A 22,594-nucleotide genomic window follows, 5' to 3' on the forward strand; every position below is an offset into this window, starting at 1 on the left:
CTTAAATCTGTACCAGTTCTATTTCCCCCCAGGCGCCCAAAGAGGAGTCTAGTTGTAGGACCACTCCTCTTATTCCCCTGGCTTTTAATTTTTGAGAGATTTTAAGTACCAGGGGTAAGTCCTGTTTTCTTTTTAACAAGTTGCCCAGAAAAGTAGCGCAGGCATCTGCCTCTGCTCCAGATTGACTTAAAACTCCCACCAGGTCTCCTTGTCCAAAACTAAGAGAGTGTCCAATGGTGCCAGAAGAGGTACAAAAACTACAGGGAAATTGCCCTGAGTGTAGTTTTATACCCAGGGATACTTCATCCCTGGGATTGGGAAGTAAGCCAATGACCCTGTCTTTTGTGGAATAGAGATAAAGGTCTCCCCCATTTTCCACCAGAAAATTAGGAGAAAGAGGAGCAAAGTGTTTGGCCACCATTTCAGCAATGGTGCCAGCTACGCAGGCCATGGGTCCTACCTGGAATTTTTGACTGGCCTTAAGCATTGTTTGAACAATGGGTGGGGCTTTGGGGTCAAAGGGTAAAGGGGTTAGAGAAGTTAAAAACAGAGGATTTAATTCCAGATAACTTTTTAAACTGGCTCTTAATTTTTCCACATAAGCTATTACTTCCAAAGAAAGGTCCTTTTCAGCTACAATAAAAAGGTCACTTTCTTCTATTACCACCTGGAAAGTAACTTCCTGTTTTTTCTGAACGATTTTTCTGTAGGTTCTAAAGGGAGATAAGAATTTGTTGTTCATAGGTATTTTTCAATAACCCTTAAGTAAGCTGGAAAACCAACTTCTAGGTTTTTAGGATAGTTAAGGGGTAAGGTTTGAGCTGAAAGCAATTTTTGAGCAATTTCCCTGCAATCTTTGGGGTTATGGATTATCTGTTGGTCAGGTAAAAAAATAGCACTGCCATTAAACCTGGAAGAAAGTGCCTTTAGTCCACAGGCCATGGCTTCTAAAAGGGCATTGGAACAGGCATCGTAAAAGGAGTTGAGGACAAAATAATCACAGGCTGCATAGAGGTTTTCTATTTTATCCACTTTACCCAAGAAATAAACACGACTCTCAAGACTGTGTTTTTTAGCCAGGTATAGATACTTTCTGGGATTTCTTCCTCCAGCAACCACCAGGGCGAAGTCTGCAGGAAGGTATTTTAGGGCCTTAATTAAAAAAGCCAGGCCCTTTAGTTGAAAATTGGTAGCTACAGTTAAGACGAGTTTTTTATTGAAAGGTAGCTTAAATTCTTTTCTAAAGGCTTCCTTTTGCGGTTGTACTTTAAATTTCTTTAAATCAGGAAGATTATAAATAACTGTTATCCTTTCAGGATTGAGGTGGGGGTAGGCGGTTAAAAGCCATTCTTTGACCAGGCTGGATACACAAATGATTTCTTTGCTTTGGGAAAGTTGTTTTTGTTCAAGCAAAAAAGTGAGCCAATTACTGGGAGCAAGTCTCCTTCTTAGCATTTTAAAATGTTTATGTAGGCCAGGATAGGCCTCTTTACTTAGTTGCCAGAAAATTTTTAAAGGCCCTCCTCCTATGCGTAAAATATCTTGCTCCAGGGTTTTTCCCAGGCTAAAGTGAAGGGCCTTAGGGAATTGTCTTTTTATGTTTCTAGCTTTTAGGGCAAAGTAGAGCATTTTACTTGCTTTGTTTAAAGGTGGACGCCCTAAGGTTATTACTTTTAGGCCTGCAGGTGGTTTGATTTCTGCCCTGCTACAGACAAAAGTAACTGAAAAATTTTGTTGAAGTAAGTAAATAGCCAGATTAAAGGCAAAACGCTCCACTCCCCCATAAAGACTAAAACGAGGCAGATAGAGAAAAATTTCTTTATTTTTTTTCATAGATTATCCTTAAAATAAGTCCAAGTTTAAATTTATTTTTTTTAAAAGCAAAGCCTTTTCTTAAGAGGAGCAAAGTTAAGTTAAAATCCATAAATTGACAGCCCTTAAGCTAAAAGATAGTTAAAGGAAAAGAACAAACAAAGGAGTCGGCAAAATGCCTCAACCACTAAAAGATGCTATTTCTGTATGTAAAACCATTATGCGTAACGGCTATGAAGCTTATATTGTAAATGTTCCTTTACATGAGCGAGCTTTAAGACAGGAAGAGTTAGAAGAAGTAGATATAGATATCTGCACGGATATGGAACCAAAAGAAATGGAGAAGATTTTTCCTAACTTAAGTCCACCCTTGGCCAAATCCAGTTTTGCCTGTTTAAAAGAAGGGGAAGTTACTTTTCACTTTTATCCTGCAGATACCATTGAAGCTTCTTATACAGAGGCCAGTGTGGCCAAATTAACCCCCAGATTGCTTAAGGAAATGGAAGCCAAGGGGGAGTTACCTTTTTATCTGGCCTGCCCCTATATTCCTCGCTCCAGAGATGTTTTTGAGGGTTTTGAAGACCTGGATACTGGAGTTATTGCCTTAAAAGGGATTCCAGATGAGAACCTTAAAAGGGATTATTTAAAAGCCATAAAGGCCTTACGCTTTGCTGCCAATTATAACTTGCCCATTGAGGATAATACCTGGTTGGCTATTGTGCGTTCAGCCAGGCGAGTTGTTGATTATGTCTCTGTCTCAGATATTATGGATGAATGGCGTAAAGTAGAAGCTGAAAACATGTGGCTCTTTGTCAAGCTACTTTTTGACTCCATGATTTTACATGGCCTTATTCCTGAACTGGCTGCTTTAAGTAGGGTAAAGCAAATTAGAAATCCTGAAGAAGGCGAGGAAAATGTTTTTGAGCATACCCTGGAGGTAATGAAACACTATCCAGAGGAATTGCCCTATGACTGGTATGGGACCCTGGCCTGTCTTTTCCACGATATAGGCAAACTCTACACTGGAGAAGTGGTCAATGGTCAAATCACCTTTTATCAGCATCATCAAGTTGGAGCCAAAATAACTCGCAAGATTTTAAAACGTCTAGGCTTTCCACCCAGGGATATTGATCTGGTTTGTCATCTGGTCAAAAATCACATGCGCTTTCACTTTATGCTTACAGATAAAGGGATTAGACGCTTTAAGAGTCTGGATGAGTATCCCAGACTAATTGAAATGGTTAGAGCTGATCTTAAGGCTAGAAACGGCAGTTATAGAGAATTTAACCACAATTTAAAGATGCTGGAAAGGGCAGATATTAGTGAAGAGTTGCTGGAGCCGCTTTTAAATGGACATCAGATTATGGAATATACAGGCATTAAACCTGGACCTTTGGTTGGGGTTATTCGGGATGCCCTTTTGCAGGCCCAGATTAGAGGGGATGTTTCTTCTTTAGAAGAGGCTGTAGAATTTGTGCGCAATTATGCCAAAAAGGAGAAACTCTCATAACTAAGCCCAATATTTTGTCCTTAACTCTGGCTGAGCTAGAAGAGTGGTGTCTGGCTCAAGGGGAAAGGGGATTTCGAGCCAAGCAGATCTGGAACTGGTTGTGGCAAAAGGGCGTAAGTGATTTTAGTCTCATGACCAACCTTTCCCTGACTTTAAGAAGGAGTTTGGCTGGTTCCTTTTCCCTGGAGTGGCCCACCATTGTGAAGTGGCTTAGAAGTAAGGACCATACCTTTAAGTTCCTTTTGCGCTTAGAGGATGGAGAGTATATTGAAAGTGTGCTTATTCCAGAAAAAGACCATTACACCCTTTGTGTTTCTTCTCAGGTGGGATGTACTTTGGGGTGTAAGTTTTGCCATACTGGAACCATGGGATTTAAGCGCAACCTAAAAGCCTTTGAAATAGCTGGTCAGGCGGTATTGGGCAGGCAGTTTTTGTTGAGGCAGGGCGTGGAAATTCCTTTGCGCAATGTGGTTTATATGGGCATGGGGGAACCCCTTTTGAACTGGGCAGAAGTAAAAAAGAGTCTGGAGATTTTAAGGTCTGAACAGGGCTTGGGGTTTTCTAGAAGGAGGATTACCTTATCCAGTGTGGGTATAAAGGGGATTTTAGAGGAGTTTGGTCAAAGCAAGCTGGCTTTAGTGGCTATTTCCCTGCATGCTCCTACTCAAGAATTAAGGGAAAAGTTGATGCCCAAAGCTGCCAGATGGCCTCTTTCTGAGTTGTTGCAGGCTTTAAAGAGATATCCTTTGGAAAAGAGAGAAAGAATTACCTTTGAGTATCTTTTGCTGAAAGGGATAAATGATACTCCCAAGGATGCTCAGTTGTTGGCAAAGCTTTTAAAGGGCCTAAGGTGTAAAATAAATTTAATAGCCTATAATTCCTGGCCAGGTAGTAAGTATGAGCGCCCAGAAGAGGATAGAATTTTGGCCTTTGAAAAGGTCCTGTGGGCCAATAATTTAACTGCCATTTTAAGGAAAAGTAAGGGCCAGGATATCTTGGCTGCCTGTGGGCAGCTCAGGGCTGCAGAATTAGAATAAGTTTAATTTTCTTTGAGGGAGGGAAGATTGAAACCAGATTTTAGTAAAGGAAATGGTCTTATTCCAGCCATTGTGCAGGACGTAGAAACCAGGGAAGTTTTGATGTTGGCTTATGTCAATGAAGAGGCCTGGGAAAAACTCTGCAAACCAAAGAGGCTCACTACTATAGTAGAAGCAGAAAAAAAATTTGGCATAAGGGAGAAAGTTCCGGGCATGTGCAGAAAATAAAGGAGATTAGGCTTGATTGCGATCTGGATACTATTTTGTATGTGGTAGAGCAAGTAGGCGGTGCTGCCTGCCATGAAGGCTATAAGAGTTGTTTTTTTCGCAGGGTAAAGGAACAAGGCGAGTTGGAAGTGTGCGCAGAAAAAGTTTTTGATCCCAAGGAGGTGTACAAATAATGAGCAAAAAGATTTTGAAATTAGGCATTCCCAAAGGTTCTTTACAGGAAGCAACTTTTAAACTTTTTGCCAAGGCAGGCTGGAAGATTACTGAGCATCACCGCAACTACTTCCCGGAGATAAACGATCCCGAGTTAGAGTGTTCCCTGTGTAGAGCTCAGGAAATGTCTAAGTATGTGGAAGAAGGGATTTTGGATGCCGGGCTTACAGGTAAGGACTGGATTTTAGAAAACGAATCAGATGTAGTGGTGGTTTCTGACCTTATTTATTCCAAGGTCAGCAATAGGCCGGCTCGCTGGGTTTTGGCCGTGGCTGGAGATTCCCCTTACAAGCGTCCAGAGGATCTGGCTGGAAAGAAAATTGCCACTGAATTAAAGAATTATACCAAAAAATACTTTGAGCAGGCTGGAATTCCTGTGGATGTGGAATTTTCCTGGGGAGCCACTGAAGCCAAGGTGGTAGAAGGACTTTGTGATGCCATTGTAGAAGTTACTGAAACCGGAACCACTATTAAGGCCCATGGTTTACGAATTATTGCAGAAGTGCTGCAGACCAATACCCAGTTTATTGCCAATAAAAAGGCCTGGGAGGATCCCTGGAAAAGGCAAAAAATTGAAATTATCAATACCCTTTTGCAGGGAGCCTTAAGAGCAGAAAAGCTGGTAGCTTTAAAGATGAATGTGCCCAAAGACAAAATGTCCGAGATTATGAGTATTTTGCCCGCCATGACTGCTCCTACAGTGGCTTCTCTCTATAATACAGATTGGTTTTCAGTGGAAATTGTAGTGGAGAAAAGCCAGGTTAGAGATTTAATTCCCTTGTTATTGAGTAAAGGAGCAGAGGCTATTATTGAATATTCTTTAAATAAGGTGATTTAAAATGAAAAAAAAGTGGCTTTTAGGGGTTATCCTTATAGTGTTTTTAGCTGGCTGTGCAGCCAAAACCTCTTCTTTAAACAAGGAAGAGGCTATTCCAGAAACTTTACTCATTCATCTGGAGTTGGCAGAGCGCTATCTTTTAGATAATAATCCCCGCGGAGCCTTGAACAAACTTTTGGAAGTTGAGCCTCAGGCCAGGGGATATTCCCGCTATCATTTTGACTTAGGCCTGGTTTACATGGCCCTGGGAGAGCCAGAACTGGCCCAAAAAAGCATGCTTGCAGCAGTCAAGCTTAAACCCAATTATGGAGAAGCCTGGAACAATCTGGGGCTTATTTATCTTAGATTAAAACGGACTCAGCAGGCCAAGGAATGTTTTCAAAAGGCCCTGGGTTTACTGACCTATAGGACTCCAGAGTTTCCTGCTCTTAACCTGGCCAGGCTATATAGAGAAGAGGGAGATAGGGCTCAAGCCAAGAAGTATGCTAAACTTAGTATCCAAAAAAACTGGCGCTATGTCCCGGCATATCTCTTTTTGGCCCAGCTTTTAAACGAAGAAGACCAGGTGGAAGCAGCAAACCAGGTTTTAGAGGAGGGGGTAGAAGCTCGTCCTGATAACCCAACCATTGTTCTGGAATATGCCAAAAGTTTATTGCGCCTGAGACAAGAGGAGCAAGCCAAGAGATGGTTTAAGGAAATAATAAAAAATCATGCCAAAAGCCAAGAGAGCAAAGTGGCCAGAGATTACCTGGAGTTCTTGCCCTGAGTCTAAATTAAAAGATGCTCCTCGAATTTTGGGTTTAAATCCCTGGATTTATGATTTTGCAGCCTTTAATCTTTGGTCCAGACCAGCAGGACTGTTATGGACCTTAGGGCTGCTGCGCCAGGCAGGAGCCAAGGTTGCCCTTTTAGATTGTCTGGATAAAACCTGGGCAGATTATCCCTGGCCCCAAGCGCAAAAGTGGGGCCAGGGACATTATCCCAAGAAAAAGGTGCCCAAGCCTGTTTTTTTATTTACTGTTCCCAGAAACTTTTCCCGTTATGGCCTGGATTATAAGGCGGTAAAGGTGGCCTTGCAAAAGATTTCTCCACCGCCGGATATGGTTTTGATTTCTTCTATCATGACCTATTGGTATCCTGGAGTTATTACCCTACTTCATCTGGTCAAGGAGATTTGGCCCAGAATACCTGTGGTTTTGGGAGGTATCTATGCAACCTTATGTACTGAACATGCCCAAAAAACAGGGGCGGATTTGGTTGTAAAGGGAAGAGTAGAAGAACTTAAGAACTGGCAGGCCCTGTGGAAACTTTTGGGTGTATCTCCACCTTCCTTATCTGGTGTAGAAGATTTGCTCCTTCCCTGGGACCTTTATCCAGAAGCGCAGTTTTCTGTGCTTTTAGGCTCCAGGGGATGTCCTTTTGACTGTGATTATTGTGCCAGCAATAAACTTTATGCTGGATTTTGGCAGAGAAGTTTTGAAGTTATTTTAAAAGAGTTTTCTTTAGAATATGAAAAGGGAGTTAGAAACTTTGCCTTTTATGATGATGCCCTGCTGGTAAATCCCGAACACTGGCTTTTTCCCTTTCTTAATTATATAATAGAAAAGAAGTTGGAGGTGAATCTACACACCCCCAATGCCCTGCACTTACGCTACTTAGACCTGCCTACCTGTAAAAAACTTTTTCAGGCAGGATTAAAGACTGTGCGTTTAGGTTTAGAAAGTGCCAATTTTTCTTCTCGTCTGGATAGAAAGCTTAGTCTGGAACACTGGGAAAGAGGGGTTAGAAATCTTTTGCAAGCAGGGTTTAAAAAAGAGTGGATTAAGGCTTATGTGCTTTTTGGTTTGCCCGGGCAAGAGGAAGGGGAAGTGAAAGAAGCCATTAGATTTGTGAAAAAATGGGGAATAACTCCTGAACTGGCTTATTTTTCCCCCATTCCAGGGACCAAAATTTTTACCTGGGCCAGACAATGCTCGCCCTTTCCTCTGGAAGAAGAGCCCTTGTTTCAAAACAATTCCCTCTGGCCCTGCGTGCCTGGGGGATTTTCCTGGGAAAAGGCTGGTGAGCTCAAAGCCCTTATCAAGAGTTAAATTTAGCTGGCTTAAAGTCTTTAGCACCCAGTTTAAGGAGAGAAAATTTGGGGTTTGAACTGTTTTCCCATCCAGCTGATATTGGAGTGAGGGCCTGGGGGGATAGCTTAGAAGAAGCCTTAGAAGAAGCTGCCTTAGGCCTGGTAGCAGTGCAAACCGATTTGGACCTGATAGAGCCTAGAGAAGAGAGAAGGCTAGAAGTTGTTTCTCCAGATGAGGAATTTTTACTTTTTGATTTTTTAAATGAAGTGGTGTTTTTTATGGCCAGAGAAAAGATGTTGTTTGGAAAAGTAAAAGTCTTTTTGGAGCAGAAAGAAAACCAGTTTTTTTTAAAAGCAAAGATGAAGGGAGAAAAGATAAAACCCGAGAAACACAAGCCAGCTGTGGAAATAAAGGGTGTTTCCTGGCATGAGTTAAAGGTAAAAAGAAAAGGAAAAGGCTATTGGGTACAGTGTGTCTTGGATGTGTAGGAGTTGTTTTATGTTGAAAGCTAAATTAAAACAAGTAGATAAATATATTTATGAATATCCGGTAGAAGCCTTGATGCAGGTGCCAGCCAGGATTTTTGCTGACCAGAATATTCTGGCTGACTTAGAAGATAAGGTCATTCACCAGCTTGTAAATGTGGCTAGCTTGCCTGGTATTGTGGGTGCGGCCTTGGCCATGCCTGATGTACATTCAGGTTATGGCTTTCCCATTGGAGGAGTAGCTGCCTTTGACCCTGGGGCAGGAGGAATAATTTCCGGGGGAGGAGTAGGCTTTGATATTGCCTGTGGGGTTAGGACCTTGCGTACTCCTTTAAGTCTAAAAGATTTAAAAGCTAGAGAAGAATTGCTGGCAGATGAACTCTTTAGGACTATTCCGGCTGGAGTGGGTTCTAGGGGAAAGTTAAAGCTCTCCCTAAAAGAAATGGATAAATTATTGTCAGAAGGTGCTAGCTGGGCAGTAAAAAAGGGGTTTGGAGTAAAAGAAGATTTGGAGTTTATAGAGGAAAAGGGAGTGGCCCAAGGAGCCAGGCCAGACTTTGTCTTTGCCAAGGCCAAGCAAAGACAGGAAGCTGAAATGGGTACTTTGGGCTCTGGCAATCACTATCTGGAAGTGCAGGTGGTAAAGGAAATATACGATGTAAAAAAGGCTCAACTAATGGGGCTTAGTTTAAATCAGGTGGTGGTAAGTATTCACTGTGGTTCCAGAGGACTTGGGCATCAAATAGGCACAGATTACATGCGAGAAATGGTTCTGGCAGCGAAAAAAAGTGGCTATTTTTTAGCAGATAGAGAGCTGGCTTTTGCTCCCATTTATTCTAAGCTAGGAGAGCAATATCTGGGGGCGATGCGAGCAGGCATAAACTGTGCTCTGGCTAATAGGCAGATTATTACCCACTGGGTAAGAGAGGTTTTTAAAAGGATTTTTGGCTCTGAAGTTTTACCTTTGCTCTATGATGTGTCTCATAATACCTGTAGAGAAGAGGTACATGAGGTAAAGGGTAAAAAAAGAGTTTTGTTTGTGCACCGTAAAGGAGCAACCCGGGCCTTTGGTCCAGGACATCCGGAACTGCCTTTAAAATATAGACCCATAGGTCAACCTGTACTTATTGGCGGAAGTATGGGCACTTCTTCTTATGTTCTGGTTGGTACTAAAAAGGGGATGGAACTTAGCTTTGGTTCGGCCTGTCACGGAGCAGGAAGAGTTATGAGCCGCAACCAGGCCAAAAAAAGCTTTTCGGGCAGAGAGCTTATTGCCAGCCTAGCCCAGAAGGGAATTGTAATCAGAGGTCATTCTTGGCGAGGTCTGGCAGAAGAGGCGCCTCTGGCCTATAAGGATGTAACTAGGGTGGTTGAGGTTTGCGCCCAGGTGGGATTGGTGGAAAAAGTGGCCAGGTTAGAGCCAGTGGTGGTGGTCAAGGGGTAATGGATATCTTTGTTCAACTGGCAGAAGAAAAGATAAAAAAAGCCCTGGAAAAGGGAGAGCTGGATAATCTGCCTGGCAAGGGTAAGCCTTTGAACCTGGAAGAGGATGCCAACATTCCGGCAGACCTTAAGATTGCCTATAAGATTTTGAAAAATAGTGGCTACTTGCCAGAGGAGGTGAGTACGCAACAGGAAATAACTACAACTTTAGAATTGTTGGAACAAGCTACAGATGAACAGGAAAAATATAGACAATTGCAAAAATTAAACCTGTTAATCACCAAGATAAACCTCCAGAGAAAAAGACCTGTGTATTTAGAATATAACCAGGTTTATTTTGAAAAGGTGATTAATAAAATAAAAGTTAATAAAAGTAAGTAGATAAAAAGAAAAATTAACTTTTCAGAAATTGAGCCTAGACATAAAACTAAAAATGATTAAAAGTTTGGATTAAGTCAAAAGAGCCTGATTTTAAGGCCTAAAAAAATAGGAGGATTTGTTTTTATGGCTAGAATTGCACCCGGCACAGAAGTTTTTGTGCACTACACAGGTAAGTTAACAGATGGTACTGTTTTTGATTCTTCTGAAGGAAGAGAACCTTTATCCTTTGTTATTGGCAGCCAACAGGTTATCCCTGGTTTTGAAGAAGCTGTAGCTGAAATGGAAGTGGGAGAAAAAAGACAGTGACCATTCCTTGTGCTGAAGCTTATGGTCCCAAAAGGGATGACCTTTTAATTGATATTCCCAATGAGCATATCCCAGCAGATATTCCCAGAGAAGTGGGACAACAGGTTTTGCTCAGACATCCAGAGGGACACGAATTCCCTGCCTATATTGTAGAGGTAAAAGAAGATTCTCTGACCATTGATGCCAATCATCCCCTGGCTGGAGAAGACCTTATTTTTGAGATTGAATTGGTTTCTGCCTAAGTGAAATTAAGGAGAGGATTTTATCCTCTCCTTTTAGACATAGTTAGTCTGCTCACTTCCTTTACTTCAGGTATTTTTTGGAGAGTGGCAATAGCTTTATAGAGCTTGGAAGTGCTTTCCACCATCAAGGTTAAAAGAATTTCTGATTTTCCATTTACATTGGAATAAAAAGAGCCTGAGTCTATATCGATTTCAGTTTCCATAAGAGCCTGGGCTATTTTAGCCAGGACTCCTCTTTTATTGTCACAGAGAATTTTTATCTTTGCCGGAAAGGTATTTTGGACTTCTGTGGCCCAGAATACTTCCAGTTGCCGTTCTGGTTCCATTCTTTTCACATTGGGGCAATCTAGAGTATGAATGGTAACCCCCCGTCCCCGGCTAATATAGCCAATTATGGGGTCTCCTGGTACAGGAGAGCAACACTTGGCAAAACGGATTAAGACATCTCCTATGCCCTTTATTTTTACGCCCAGGGAAGAAGTTTGAACGCTTTCTTCCTTTTCTTTTTCTCTGAAGGCTCTTCCTTGGGTAGAAAACGATTGAGGATTTGACGAGGGGTTATCTTGGCATAACCTACAGCAGAAAAAAGGTCTTCTTCGCTCTTGAAGGAAAATTCCTGGGCCACCTCTAAAAAGTTGCCTTCTTTTAGGAGTTTTTGAAAGTTAAGACCCATTTTTCTACTTTCTTTTTCCAGCACTTCTTTGCCCAGGGCAATGCTGGTTTCTCTTTCTTCATTGCGAATCCAGTGTTTGATTCTGGTTCTGGCTTTGGCTGTTTTGACGAATTTTAACCAGTCCCTGGAAGGATGCTTGTTGGGGTCAGTGATAATTTCAACAGTATCTCCGTTTTTTAGAGGAGTATTTAACGGTACTAGTTTTCCATTTACCTTGGCTCCTGCGCAGTGATCGCCTACCTGAGAATGAATGAGATAGGCAAAATCTATAGGAGTAGCTCCTTCTGGCAACTCCTTTACTTCTCCTTTGGGGGTAAATACATATACTTCATCCTGGAAAAGATCAAAACGCAGGGAGGCCATGAATTCCTTGGGATCTTTTAATTCTTTTTGCCAATCCAGAATTTGGCGTAACCAGGAAAACTTTTCCACATCCTTTTCACTTATGCGGGTCCCATCTTCTTTATATTTCCAATGGGCAGCTACACCATACTCAGCTATTTTATGCATTTCTTCTGTACGAATTTGGATTTCCACCCGCTCTCCATCTGGACCAATAACTGTGGTGTGAAGGCTTTGATACATGTTGGCCTTGGGCATGGAGATATAATCTTTAAACCTGCCAGGAACAGGTTTCCAAAGGGCGTGAACCAGGCCTAAGACAGCATAACATTCTTTTATAGAAGAAACAATTACCCTAAAGGCAATTATATCGTAAACCTGGTCTAAAGTAAGCCCCTGTGTTTCCATCTTGTGATAGATGCTATAGATATGCTTGATTCTGCCACTTACTCTCCCTTTAATTTTATTTTTGTTTAAAATATCTTCCAGGATTTTACATACCTTATTTATGTATTTATCTCCAGCTACTTCATGGGTTTTTATCCCTTCTTTTATTTGCGTATAAATTTCTGGTTTACTGTATTTTAAACTTAAGTCTTCCAGTTCTACTTTTATTTTATATAAGCCTAAACGATTCGCTAAAGGGGCATAAATTTCTAGGGTTTCTTGAGCAATAAGCTTTTGCTTGATATGTTTTTGGTGTTCCAGAGTGCGCATGTTGTGTAATCTGTCAGCCAGCTTGACCAATACTACCCGAATATCATCAGCCATGGCCAAAATCATTTTGCGAATGTTTTCTGCCTGGGCTTCTTCTTTGGAGGAAAAGTTGATTTTGCTAATTTTAGTTACGCCAGCTACTATTTTGCTTACCTGAGAGCCAAATTGAGATTCTATTTCCTCCAGGGTAGTGGAAGTGTCTTCCACAGTATCGTGAAGCAAACCCGCTGCAATAGTCGGTCCGTCTAAATAAAGTTCTACCAGAATATTGGCTACTTCCAGAGGATGGGAAAGATAGGGCTCGCCACTTAAGCGCATCTGGCCAGCATGGGCAGCTGCAGAAAAGACATAGGCCTTTTGAATAAGGGCAATATCTTTAGCTGGCAGATAGGTTTTGGCTTTTTCAATAATTTCTGTTATTCTAATCATTTAAAATACTTCTGCCTGGAAAATATAAATTTCTGTTTTGGGGTCCAGATAGCAGTTGGGTTTAAGGCCAGCTTTAAGGCAGGTCTGTTGTAAAAATTCTTCTCGTCCAAATCCCCATTCTGTAGCCACCTGCGGAAGCAGTAAGCCAGAATGAAAACCCTGGCGTAGATATATACCGTGCTTTCCTGGGATTATTTCTTCCAGATTTTTTACTGGTTCAAGAGGACTTAAAAGGGAAATTTCTATCTCCAGTTCCTCCAGTTCCTCTGGTTGTACTGGAGTGAACCTGGGGTCTTCAAAGGCTGCAGCCTTGGCCATTTCAATAATACTTTGCCATAGAGGCTTTTGACCCACAATCTGTCCTATACAACCCCTTAGGTTCCCCTTTTTTTTAAGAGTAACAAAAACTCCTAACTTTTCTTCCAATTTAGCAGAAGGAGGAGAAGGATAGCTCACAGGTCTGGAGCTAAATTCTTCTAATAAGGCAAGTTTAACCAGTTCCTTGAGATATTTTTTTTCTTCAGCCGTAAGGGTAAAGCTAAAATCCTGCATTTTAATCCTCTCTAAGTAAAAGATTACCTTACTTTATAAATTCGCACCCAGGGAGATTTGTCAATAACCAGTTCAAAGTAGGGTTCAAAAAGTTTGGGGTTTTTTAAGAGCATTTGGACCATTAAAGAATTATAAATGGTGCTATCCATGGCCTTGATATTGTTTAAAAAGCTGTTGAAGATGAGATAAAGCCCCTTGGGCCTATTCCAGGAAAGCTCCCTGGTCCCTTTTTCTCCTATTAAAAGGATTTTTAAAATAGGTAAGCGTTTTCCCTTAATGTTTAAAGTGCCCTGGTTTAGGTCTAAATGTAATTTGCCTTGCAGGGTTTTAATTTTTCCAGGAGTAGAAGTACCTGTGAGAAGATCCCATTGACCAAAGTAGCTTATCCAGTAACTAAGGTTTAAGTTTTCCCAGGAAAAGACCAGGTATTGCTCTGGCAGGTCAGAAGCAAAGGTAAGCTCTTTTCTTCTTAAGGAGTTGATAAAGGCTTGAGCCTTTTCTGGACCCATTTCATCCAGGTGCTTTAAGACCTTGGCCGGCCAGTAAAGGACTTTGCTCCCGGGATTTTGAGGTTTGGTTCCATTTTTTTGCATTTCCCTTATTTGTTCTTCCACATCACTGATTACGTATTTTATTACCTGGCTGGCCTGCAGAGGAGAAGAAGTGGTATGTACCAGAGCCAGGGGATAAAGATAAGGTCCTTCATGTGCGCCACCATCTCCAAAGCTTTTTCTCTGGGTATAGTATTGAGCAGCATAACCGTAATCCCACCACTGCCAGAACCAGGTCTTGGGAGAGGAGATGGTTTTGGCCTCTTTTAGGGCCTGGGCGTAAATCTTGGGCAATACTGGACTGGGGCGCAAGTTTTTCACCAGAGCAGTAACTGGAAAAATAAAGAAAAGGGTTAAGAGCAAGTAGAGGATAAGGGGTTTTATTTTGATTTTTTGAAAAATAAAACCTACTCCCAGGGCAAGGCCCAAGCCTATAATGGGAGGACCATACATGGTAAAACGATTTCCCAGTTTAAAGGACAAAAGGGCTAGCAAAAGCTGGGGAAGAAAAATTAAAAGTAGAGGCCGAAAATAAGCAGTAAGTAAAAACCCCAAAAGCCCGGGGAAAAAGATATAGGGCGTTAAGCCCACTCTGGCTATGAGCTGGCTAAAAGAGACGCTTTGGGCCTCTCTAATACTTTGCATTACTGCGGGAAGCTTTAGAGAATATTTATCACTGACTAGAAAAGGAAATAATTTGACGTAATTAAAAACAGGTTTAATTAGTTCTAAGATACCTCCCAATTTAAAGCGAAAAAGAAAATCACCAGGCTTAAAAGAAAATAAAGTAAAAGTAATTTATTCTTTTTTAGGGTAGAGTTAGAAAAATAGAAAAGATAAATAAAGATTAAACTGACAATAAATCCATAAATACCATTTAAGCCCAGGGCAAAGATAAGGATAAATCCTGGTAGAAGCTGTTTAAAGGTTGCTTTAGGAAGAAACAGATAGGCAAGCAAAAGAGTAAAAAGTAGGGTGTACATGATAATGGGATAGGCACTGGGATAAAACCAATAGTAAAAATTTAAGATTAAACCAGTAATAAGTGGTGCTATAAGAGCGTCTTTAATTTCAAGATTATCTTTAACAGGGTTTAACTTTTTATTAAAATAAAGGAAAAAGGGTTTTAACCAAAGGATTAGTCCCCAGCAAAAGCTCAAAGGTAAAAAGAGGGTTAAGATGTCTGTATCACCGTAGCCAAGACGGGTCCGTAAAAGATAGCCACTGCCCAGGATAGTAATACTGCCAGCTAAAAGTCCTGCTTCAACTTGTTCAAAGAGTTTGCAGATAAGGATAACCGGTAGACAGGCCAGAGGAGCTATAATGGCAGGTAGCCAGAAGTTTAAAGTGGCTACCTTTATACCAGTGATAAGGCTCAGGTATTTAAGGAGTAAAGACATGGGGCGTCCGGTCAATCTCCCCACGTCTATTGCGCCAGCCAGCCAGGCGTAAGCATCGTGGGTAGCCATTAAAGGTTCACCATCCAGGTAATAGGCAGGATTATTCCAAAAATTGGCTTCCCAAAGTCTTAGAGAAACTCCTAACAAGTAGGTAATAAGAAAAATAAAACTTAGAAATATAAATTCCTGGCGTTTTTTTAGTTCCATTAAAAACTCCTTTTGCTTGACGAGGACTTGGGCTTAAAACTAATGTAATTGTAGGGACAAAGCAAGCAGAAGAATTTTAATAAGGAGCAGAAAGTTGGAAATAACCTTTTGGGGAGTAAGAGGAGGGATTCCTGTTAGTGGAAAGGACTTTTCTGAATTTGGGGGAGATACCCCTTGTGTCCAGATTTCCCTGGAAGATAAAGAAATTATTATTGACAGTGGAACAGGTATAAGAGAGTTGGGGCAACGCCTACTCGCTAGGCCCAAAAAGGAAGTTTACCTTTTTTATACCCATTTTCACTGGGATCATATTTTAGGACTTCCTTTTTTTGCTCCTTTATATCTTGAGGATTTTCACCTAAAACTTGTTTTGCCCAGGTCTTTAAAGGGTAATTTGCAGACCCTTTTACATCTTTTTTCTTCTCCTTATTTTCCAGTAGATAAAGCCCTGGTTAAAGATAAATTTTCTGTAAGGCAAGTGGGAGATGAATTTCATCTTGGATCTTTGCAGGTATTAACCATTCCTCTCTCTCATCCCAACGGCGGAGTGGGATATAAATTTAGTTTAGCAGAAAAGTCTTTTGTTTACCTTACCGATAATGAGCTTGGATTTAAACATGTAGGGGCAAAAGATTTTGCTGCTTATGTTGATTTTTGTTTAGACGTAGACTTGTTAGTGCATGATGCTGAGTTTTTAAAGTCAGAGTATGAAAAAACTAAAGGTTGGGGGCATTCTTTACTGGAAGATGTTTTGGCTTTAGCTGAAAAGAGTAGACCTAAAATGTTAGCTCTTATGCATCATAACCAGAAAAGGACGGATAAAGACCTTTATAATTTGACTAAAAAACTTGATTTGTGGACTAAAAACCAGGGAATAAATTCCCTGGTTCTAAGACAAGGACAAAAAGTAATATTATAAAAGAGTGTTATTTTTATCTGTAAGATAAGAATAATAATTAAAAAACATTTTTTGTTTTTTAATTTGAGTTAAACCAAAATTTAAGATTTTGAGAAGTGCTTCTTTTACAAACATGCCTAAAGGAGGCAAAGGAATACTTTGTTTAGGGGCAACTTTTTGTTTTGACATAAAAAATACTAATTCTTTCATCAGGTTATTTCTCCTTAATTTGGTTGAAAAAGCTTTAAAGTCAGCAACAGGGGGCGAAATAAGGATTTAATTTTTAGCTGTCAATATTTTTTTAGGTCTTTTTAGCAATTAAATAATCTTGCCAAAGGAGTTATAGATGGAAAGTTTCTGGTTGTGTTTTGTGCCTCTATTTATTGCAGTGGACCCTCTGGGTATTTTACCCCTATTTATGGCTTTGACTCAAGATTTGTCTCTGGAAAAGCTTAGGCAGGTAGCCATCCAGTCTGTGTTTACCGCTTTGGTGGTATCTTTGCTTTTTTTGCTGGGCGGCACTTATATCTTGAGGCTTTTAGGCTTAACTGTGGCGGATTTTATGGTTTCTGGTGGATTACTTTTGCTGATTATGTCCGTAGTAGATTTGATTTCTGTGGAAAAGAAAAAAAGAGTGGAAGCTTCAGATATTGGACCTGTGCCCCTGGGAGTGCCCATTATTGCCGGGCCTGCGCTTTTGACCACTTCTTTGTTGCTCATGAATGAGTATGGTTTCTGGCCCACAGCCATAGGCGTGGCCTTAAATGTGCTTTTGGCTGGTCTGGTCTTCTGGTTTGCCAGAAGTGTGTATAGAATCCTGGGTAAAAATGGAGCCAGGACCATTTCTAAGCTTTCCAGCCTGCTTCTGGCAGCCATTTCGGTTATGATTATTCGTAAGGGGATAATGAGTTATTTTAATTAAAAATCCAGGGAAGGATTAACCTTCCCTGGATTAAGCGGTTGGAGGAGGGTAATCTATCCAAGCCGCATATTGGTTAGGGGTGAAAAGAGCTTGGCCAGCATATCCTTACGGCTGTAGCGTCTGGGGTTATCCAGGCTAGCTATAGCATAGGTATAGTAGGCCTGGGGTTTGGTCTGGAAGAGATAAATCACTCTCACCTCAGACATATCTCCTAGGCTGGCTTCTGGATAGATTTTTTTCACTTCCATCAGGCGTTCCTTAGCGAGTTTTAACATATCTTCGCGACTACCAAAGTTCATGGCGCCAGTGGGACAGGTCTTTACGCAAGCAGGTAGTAATCCATTATGCACCCTGTCTATGCACATGTCACATTTGGAGATGACTTTGCTTTTGGGATCCTGCCTGGGGATGTTGTAAGGACAGGCAGAGCGAATTTCTTCAAAGTCTAGATTTTTGGTCTTTTCAGTATAGATTACTGCTCCAGTTAGAGGATCCTGTAAGATGGCTTCTTCATCTGTCATGTCTGCTACCTGTTTACAAGGTGGCTTTACACAGTGCCTGCACTGTTCAGGAAAAAAGAGCCAGGCCTTTAGTTTGCCCTTTTCCACTACTTCCTGCATTCTGACCAGTTTATAGGTAATAAAGCTAAGGTCTTTGGGGTTCTGGTGACTGCCCCAGTTATGCGTTTCTTCAGCTGGCAATTTATGCCACTGCTTACAGGCGATTTGACAGCCTCTACAGGCTGTGCATCTGGTTAAATCTATGAAAAAGCTTTTTCCTTCCATGGCTTACCTCCTTATTTTTTCCTTACATTGACCATAAAGGCCTTGGTTTCTGGTATGCCAGTGTTGGGATCACCCACAGAAGGAGTGAGCAGGTTGGCAGCATCTCCACCATCTTTAGGATGTACCCAACCAAAATGCCAGGGCAGGCCTACCAGATGAATGGTTTGTCCCATGACCTTAAAGGGTCTTATCCTGGAGGTAACCATGGCCACAGCCTCTACTTTACCTCTAGCATTTTCCACAATCACCTTTTCCCCGTTTTTGATCCCTCTTAACTCAGCCAGTTGCGGACTGATTTCCACAAAGAGTTGAGGTTCAGCTTCCAGTAACCAGGGTTGCCATCTGGTCATAACCCCTGTTTGCCAGTGCTCAGTGACTCGGTAGGTAGTACCCACAAAGGGATAGCGTGGGTCACAGGACTTCAGGCGTTCAAAGTCTGTATCAAAAGTAAGAGCAAGAGGATTGTGCAGTTGTTTAGAGAAAGGATGTTTGGGGAAAGGACACTCTAGAGGTTCATAATGTTCGGGGAAGGGACCATCTACTCTTCCTGGTCCAAAGATCTGTCCAAAACCATGCTTGCGCATGATAAAGGCGTACTTGGTGCCAGGGGCCCAACCACCGTCTGGAACATCTCCTTCCCATTTTTCACCATTCCAGCGGATTACTGGCTTTTGAGGAGCATAGGGTTCACCCTTGAGGTTTACAGATGCCCTGTTGTAAAGAATACGACGATTTACAGGCCAGCACCAGCTCCAGTTGGGATATAAGCCGATTTTGGCCTGCATCTCTGTTTGAGTTTTGTCTCTTCTGGCCGCCATATTGCCCTTTTCAGTATAGGAGCCACAGTAGAGCCAGTTTCCAGAACAGGTGCTACCATCGTCTTTAAGATATGCAAAACTGGGAACTAGAGTGCCAGCTTTAAACTTTTTGCCTTTTACTTCCACATCCTTGAGGAAGTAGCCATTTACTATCTTGGCAATGGCATGGGGGTCGTACTCGCCTTTTTCATTTACCCATTTTTCTGAACTTAAATTGAGTACAGCTTCAGGTAAGGCCCCTCCTTCTTTTTTGTACAATTCCTTTACCTTTTTGACCAGTTCGCAGATGATGTCTCCATCTCCCTTGGTGTTGGGCATGGGCTTTCTGGCTGCATAGCGCCATTGCATCCACCTACCTGAGTTGGTAATGGAGCCTTCTTTTCCACAGAAACTGCACAGGGCAGGAAGAAGACTTCAGTCTTAACCTTGCCAGGATCCATGCCAGGTCCTTTCCAGAAAGAAGCAGTTTCATTGTCAAAAATATTGACCACTACCATCCAGTCCAGCTTGGAGAGGGCGTTTCTGGCCTTGTTGGAGTTGGCCAGGCCACAGGCTGGATTTTGTCCCCAGGCAAAGAATCCCTTGAATTTGCCTTTTAACATTTCGTCAAAGAGGGCCAGGAAGGAGGCATTTTGACCATCATCCAGTTTGGGCAGCCAAAAATAGGCGTCTTTGGGGTCAGCATCCATGTACATGGCCTTAAGCAAACTTACTGAATATTTGGGATAATTTTGCCACCAGTTGGCACTCTTGGGATCTTTGCTTACTGGGGTGTATTTTTTGTTGTAAGCTTCCAAGGTGGGCAGAGAAGCCCGTGGAGTCTTTAGATAACCAGGCAAAATGTGATAGAGTAAACAGTGGTCAGTGGAGCCCTGTACATTGGACTCGCCCCTTAGAGCATTTACTCCTCCGCCAGCAACCCCAATGTTGCCCAGGAGTAACTGAATCATGGCCATAGCCCTGATGTTTTGTACACCTACAGTATGCTGGGTCCAACCCATGGCATACATGATGGTGGCACTCTTATCAGGCTTTCCAGTGGAAGCATAGGCTTTGTAGATTTTAAGCAGGTCTTCTTTGGGAATGCCTGTAACCATGGAGACATTTTTCAGGGTGTAGCGGGAATAATGTTTTTTTAGGAGATTAAAGACACAGCGTTTGTGCTTTAAAGAGGGATCCTTTTTGGGGTTGCCCTGCTCATCCAGTTCAAATTGCCAGTAAGAACGGTCGTATTTGTTGGTTTTGGGGTCAAAACCTGCAAAAAGCCCATCTTTAAAACCATATTTTTTGTTCACAATAAAAGAGGCATTGGTATAATTGACCACATATTCTTTAAAGTAGAGCTTGTTTTCTAAAATGTAATTGATAAGTCCACCTAAGAAGGCAATGTCACTTCCAGACCTGATAGCAGCATAGATATCTGCCTTGGCTGAAGTTCTGGTAAACCTTGGGTCTACATGGATTAAAGTGGCACCCTTTTCCTTGGCCCGCATTACCCATTTAAAGGAAATGGGGTGATTTTCTGCAGCATTGGAACCCATAATCAAAATACAATCACTGTTTTTAATGTCAATCCAGTGATTGGTCATCGCACCGCGTCCAAACGACTCTGCCAGAGCCGCTACAGTGGCGCTGTGTCAGATACGTGCCTGGTGTTCAATATACACCAGGCCAAGGCTGCGCAGAAAAGCCTGATAAATCCAGCATTCCTCATTGTCCAAAGCAGCTGAACCCACAGAGGCCAATCCATCGCAGCGATTTACAGTTTGTCCCTTGCTGTTGACTCTGGCAAAGGTCTTGTCTCGGGTATCTTTAATACGGCGGGCAATGGTGTTTAACATCCATTCCCAGGACTTTTCTTCCCACTTATCACTGTAAGGGGCACGGTATAAGGGGGCTGTGATGCGATTTTTGTTTTCTGCCAGTTGAGAAATGGCAGCACCTTTGGCGCAAAGGGCTCCTTCATTAATGGGATGATCAGGATCGCCTTCTACATTGATAATGCGATTAGAACCATCTTTGGCGGTGTGTACGATAAGTCCACATCCCACAGCACAATAACAACAGATGGAAGTGCTCTCCTTAGCCCAATTCAGCTTTAAAAGCTGAGCTCTGGCTACTGTAGGTTTTAGATTAAAACCTAGCCCTGCAAAGGCAGTGGCTACAGTAGCTGCTGTGGAGAGCTTTAAAAATTCTCTCCTGCCAAGTTTCATAAACCCCTCCTTTTAAATTTAAAGGTTTAAAAACGCATTTACTTAAACTTTTTTTCGTTATATACGGAATTTAAAAAGTTATAAGGGAAGTCAAAAAAGAGGATAAGTTCACAAAAATAAAGGCTTCTTTTTTTTAATGTGTTTATTTTTTTGGAAAAAAAGTTTAAAATTGAGCTGGAAAATTGGATAAAAATCCAACGCATATTTTTGTTTTAATTGTTTAATTTTTTTTAATTTTTCTTAATTTTTTCTAAAAAATGGTGAGTTTAAGTGTTAGAAAAAGATTTTAAGGTTATTATGTCAAAATTGGCATATCTGTTGGTGGGAATTTGGGGGCTGGTTTTAGGGGGAAGTGGCTGTTCCTGGGAACAGCCTCAAAGGGAGAATTGGTGTTAGCAGTGCGGGGTTTATGAAAATAAGGTGGTATTAGGCTCTTCTTTGGCCCTGGGTGGGCATGCTGGCTATCTGGGGACTCAATTTTTAAGAGGGGCTTTAGCTTATTTTAATGAAATTAATGGGAAGGGTGGAGTCTGGAAGCGGAAGATAGAAGTTATTGCCTATGATGATGCCTATGACCCGCCTAAATGTCTTTACAATACCCAAAAACTTATTGTGGAAGACAAGGTCTTTTCTCTGTTTGGTTATGTGGGCACTCCTACTACTTTAAAGGTCTTACCCTTTATTGAAGAAGCCAGAATCCCTTTAGTGGGTATGTTTACAGGTGCTAATGCCCTAAGAGAGCCCTTTAATCCCTGGCTAATCAATATTAGGCCTTCTTATTATGAGGAAACCAGTAAGGCCATTGAGCATATGGTAAAGGATTTGGGTTTAACTAAAATTGCCATTTTTTACCAGTATGATGCCTATGGTTTTGATGGCCTTACTGGTACAGAACTGGCCTTGCAGCACTACCAATTAACCCCGGTTGCTAGAGGTAGTTATATTCGAGGGACCCTAGAGGTGGAAGATGCTTTTGAACGCATTTTTAGTCAGGAGGTAGAAGCAGTAGTTCTGGTAGGTACCTATGAGCCCTGCAGTAAATTTATTCGTCTGGCCACAGCGCAAGGGAAAAGTCCTTTATTTTATGCAGTATCCTTTGTGGGAGCCAATGAGTTAGCTAGGAGGATAGGAGACCTAAAGCAAACAGTGATTATGTCTCAGGTTGTGCCTCCACCAGAATTTTTTCCTTCTACCAAAGAGGGGTATACTTCTCTTTTAAAAAAATATTATCCTGAAGATGAGCCCAACTTTGTAGGTCTGGAAGGATATGTGACTGCCAGGGTAATGGTAGAAGGTTTACGTAGGGCTGGTCCCACCCCCACTCGTAAAAGTCTTATTGCTGGAATTGAATCCATTAAAAATCTGGATTTAGGGCAGGGACTTGTTCTTAATTTTGGACATAAGGACCATCAGGGATTGGATAAGATTTATTTTACTCTGTTAAAGGACAGTAAGTTTAGATTGATTAACAATTGGTCAGAGTTATTACCAGATGTTAAAAAAAATAAATAAAAAACTAG

At 41.6% G+C, this 22,594-nt stretch carries 20 protein-coding genes and 3 pseudogenes; 14 read left to right on the plus strand and 9 right to left on the minus strand.

Annotation, left to right across the window (positions count from 1 at the left end; translation table 11 throughout):
* Nucleotide 1 precedes the first annotated feature (1 nt).
* Together ACZ42F_RS12590 and ACZ42F_RS12595 are read right to left on the minus strand one after the other, a co-directional pair.
* A complete protein-coding gene (locus ACZ42F_RS12590; RefSeq protein WP_464279248.1) occupies nucleotides 2–742 on the minus strand; it encodes a UPF0280 family protein in 741 nt (246 codons plus the stop codon).
* On the minus strand, nucleotides 739–1,833 hold the full coding sequence (locus tag ACZ42F_RS12595) for a glycosyltransferase family 4 protein (protein ID WP_464279249.1): 1,095 nt from the start codon (nucleotides 1,831–1,833) through the stop codon (nucleotides 739–741). The genes ACZ42F_RS12590 and ACZ42F_RS12595 overlap by 4 nt, the downstream gene beginning before the upstream one ends.
* A 154-nt stretch (nucleotides 1,834–1,987) precedes the next feature.
* Between ACZ42F_RS12595 and ACZ42F_RS12600 the strand changes: the two genes are divergently transcribed.
* The 11 genes and pseudogenes from ACZ42F_RS12600 (at nucleotide 1,988) to ACZ42F_RS12650 (ending at nucleotide 10,567) form a co-directional block, all read left to right on the plus strand.
* On the plus strand, nucleotides 1,988–3,322 hold the full coding sequence (locus ACZ42F_RS12600; protein ID WP_464279250.1) for an HD domain-containing protein: 1,335 nt from the start codon (nucleotides 1,988–1,990) through the stop codon (nucleotides 3,320–3,322).
* Nucleotides 3,319–4,359, plus strand: a complete 1,041-nt coding sequence (gene rlmN, locus ACZ42F_RS12605) for a dual-specificity RNA methyltransferase RlmN (RefSeq protein WP_464280270.1) — start codon at nucleotides 3,319–3,321, stop codon at nucleotides 4,357–4,359. The genes ACZ42F_RS12600 and rlmN overlap by 4 nt, the downstream gene beginning before the upstream one ends.
* A 27-nt stretch (nucleotides 4,360–4,386) precedes the next feature.
* Nucleotides 4,387–4,760, plus strand: a pseudogene (hisI, locus tag ACZ42F_RS12610) (phosphoribosyl-AMP cyclohydrolase).
* The gene (hisG, locus tag ACZ42F_RS12615; RefSeq protein WP_464279251.1) at nucleotides 4,760–5,638 is read left to right on the plus strand and encodes an ATP phosphoribosyltransferase; all 879 of its coding nucleotides are present in this window, start codon (nucleotides 4,760–4,762) and stop codon (nucleotides 5,636–5,638) included. The pseudogene hisI and the gene hisG overlap by 1 nt, the downstream one beginning before the upstream one ends.
* A gap of 1 nt (nucleotide 5,639) precedes the next feature.
* The gene (locus tag ACZ42F_RS12620) at nucleotides 5,640–6,404 is read left to right on the plus strand and encodes a tetratricopeptide repeat protein (protein ID WP_464279252.1); all 765 of its coding nucleotides are present in this window, start codon (nucleotides 5,640–5,642) and stop codon (nucleotides 6,402–6,404) included.
* Nucleotides 6,349–7,728 (plus strand): B12-binding domain-containing radical SAM protein, encoded by a 1,380-nt coding sequence (locus ACZ42F_RS12625; protein WP_464279253.1) that lies wholly within the window; start codon nucleotides 6,349–6,351, stop codon nucleotides 7,726–7,728. The genes ACZ42F_RS12620 and ACZ42F_RS12625 overlap by 56 nt, the downstream gene beginning before the upstream one ends.
* Nucleotides 7,729–7,775: 47 nt before the next feature.
* Entirely contained in the window at nucleotides 7,776–8,198 is a 423-nt protein-coding gene (locus tag ACZ42F_RS12630) for an archease (RefSeq protein ID WP_464279254.1), read from the plus strand.
* A 10-nt stretch (nucleotides 8,199–8,208) separates the two neighbouring features.
* Nucleotides 8,209–9,639 (plus strand): RtcB family protein, encoded by a 1,431-nt coding sequence (locus ACZ42F_RS12635; RefSeq protein WP_464279255.1) that lies wholly within the window; start codon nucleotides 8,209–8,211, stop codon nucleotides 9,637–9,639.
* Nucleotides 9,573–10,019 (plus strand): DnaJ family domain-containing protein, encoded by a 447-nt coding sequence (locus ACZ42F_RS12640; RefSeq protein ID WP_464279256.1) that lies wholly within the window; start codon nucleotides 9,573–9,575, stop codon nucleotides 10,017–10,019. The genes ACZ42F_RS12635 and ACZ42F_RS12640 overlap by 67 nt, the downstream gene beginning before the upstream one ends.
* Nucleotides 10,020–10,142: 123 nt before the next feature.
* Nucleotides 10,143–10,325, plus strand: a complete 183-nt coding sequence (locus ACZ42F_RS12645) for an FKBP-type peptidyl-prolyl cis-trans isomerase (RefSeq protein WP_464279257.1) — start codon at nucleotides 10,143–10,145, stop codon at nucleotides 10,323–10,325.
* Complete coding sequence (locus tag ACZ42F_RS12650) at nucleotides 10,322–10,567, plus strand: FKBP-type peptidyl-prolyl cis-trans isomerase (RefSeq protein WP_464279258.1); 246 nt, start codon at nucleotides 10,322–10,324, stop codon at nucleotides 10,565–10,567. Before ACZ42F_RS12645 ends, ACZ42F_RS12650 begins: the two co-directional genes overlap by 4 nt.
* A gap of 20 nt (nucleotides 10,568–10,587) precedes the next feature.
* On the opposite strand, the pseudogene ACZ42F_RS12655 reads toward ACZ42F_RS12650, so the two are convergent.
* The 4 genes and pseudogenes from ACZ42F_RS12655 to ACZ42F_RS12670 form a co-directional block, all read right to left on the minus strand.
* Nucleotides 10,588–12,728 (minus strand): annotated as a pseudogene (locus ACZ42F_RS12655) (RelA/SpoT family protein).
* Nucleotides 12,729–13,280, minus strand: coding sequence for an AmmeMemoRadiSam system protein A (amrA, locus tag ACZ42F_RS12660; protein WP_464279259.1), 552 nt, complete (start codon nucleotides 13,278–13,280; stop codon nucleotides 12,729–12,731).
* A gap of 23 nt (nucleotides 13,281–13,303) precedes the next feature.
* Nucleotides 13,304–14,476 carry a hypothetical protein gene (locus tag ACZ42F_RS12665; RefSeq protein WP_464279260.1) on the minus strand — a complete coding sequence of 391 codons (1,173 nt, stop codon included), beginning with the start codon at nucleotides 14,474–14,476 and terminating at the stop codon, nucleotides 13,304–13,306.
* 83 nt (nucleotides 14,477–14,559) lie between these two features.
* Nucleotides 14,560–15,438, minus strand: coding sequence for an STT3 domain-containing protein (locus ACZ42F_RS12670; RefSeq protein WP_464279261.1), 879 nt, complete (start codon nucleotides 15,436–15,438; stop codon nucleotides 14,560–14,562).
* A 94-nt stretch (nucleotides 15,439–15,532) separates the two neighbouring features.
* Here ACZ42F_RS12670 and ACZ42F_RS12675 point away from each other — a divergent pair, with 94 nt between their 5' ends.
* The gene (locus ACZ42F_RS12675; protein WP_464279262.1) at nucleotides 15,533–16,357 is read left to right on the plus strand and encodes an MBL fold metallo-hydrolase; all 825 of its coding nucleotides are present in this window, start codon (nucleotides 15,533–15,535) and stop codon (nucleotides 16,355–16,357) included.
* Here ACZ42F_RS12675 and ACZ42F_RS12680 read toward each other — a convergent pair.
* Complete coding sequence (locus ACZ42F_RS12680; RefSeq protein WP_464279263.1) at nucleotides 16,352–16,546, minus strand: hypothetical protein; 195 nt, start codon at nucleotides 16,544–16,546, stop codon at nucleotides 16,352–16,354. The genes ACZ42F_RS12675 and ACZ42F_RS12680 overlap by 6 nt on opposite strands.
* A 136-nt stretch (nucleotides 16,547–16,682) precedes the next feature.
* On the opposite strand from ACZ42F_RS12680, the gene ACZ42F_RS12685 reads away from it, so the two are divergent.
* Nucleotides 16,683–17,258, plus strand: coding sequence for a MarC family protein (locus ACZ42F_RS12685; protein WP_464279264.1), 576 nt, complete (start codon nucleotides 16,683–16,685; stop codon nucleotides 17,256–17,258).
* Nucleotides 17,259–17,311: 53 nt separating this feature from the next.
* On the opposite strand, the gene ACZ42F_RS12690 is transcribed toward ACZ42F_RS12685, so the two are convergent.
* A complete protein-coding gene (locus ACZ42F_RS12690; protein ID WP_464279265.1) occupies nucleotides 17,312–18,043 on the minus strand; it encodes a 4Fe-4S dicluster domain-containing protein in 732 nt (243 codons plus the stop codon).
* A gap of 11 nt (nucleotides 18,044–18,054) precedes the next feature.
* Nucleotides 18,055–21,074: pseudogene (fdnG, locus tag ACZ42F_RS12695) on the minus strand (formate dehydrogenase-N subunit alpha).
* A 420-nt stretch (nucleotides 21,075–21,494) separates the two neighbouring features.
* Between fdnG and ACZ42F_RS12700 the strand changes: the two are divergent.
* On the plus strand, nucleotides 21,495–22,586 hold the full coding sequence (locus tag ACZ42F_RS12700) for an ABC transporter substrate-binding protein (RefSeq protein WP_464279266.1): 1,092 nt from the start codon (nucleotides 21,495–21,497) through the stop codon (nucleotides 22,584–22,586).
* Nucleotides 22,587–22,594 lie beyond the last annotated feature (8 nt).

This window comes from Desulfonauticus autotrophicus (genome assembly GCF_055381725.1).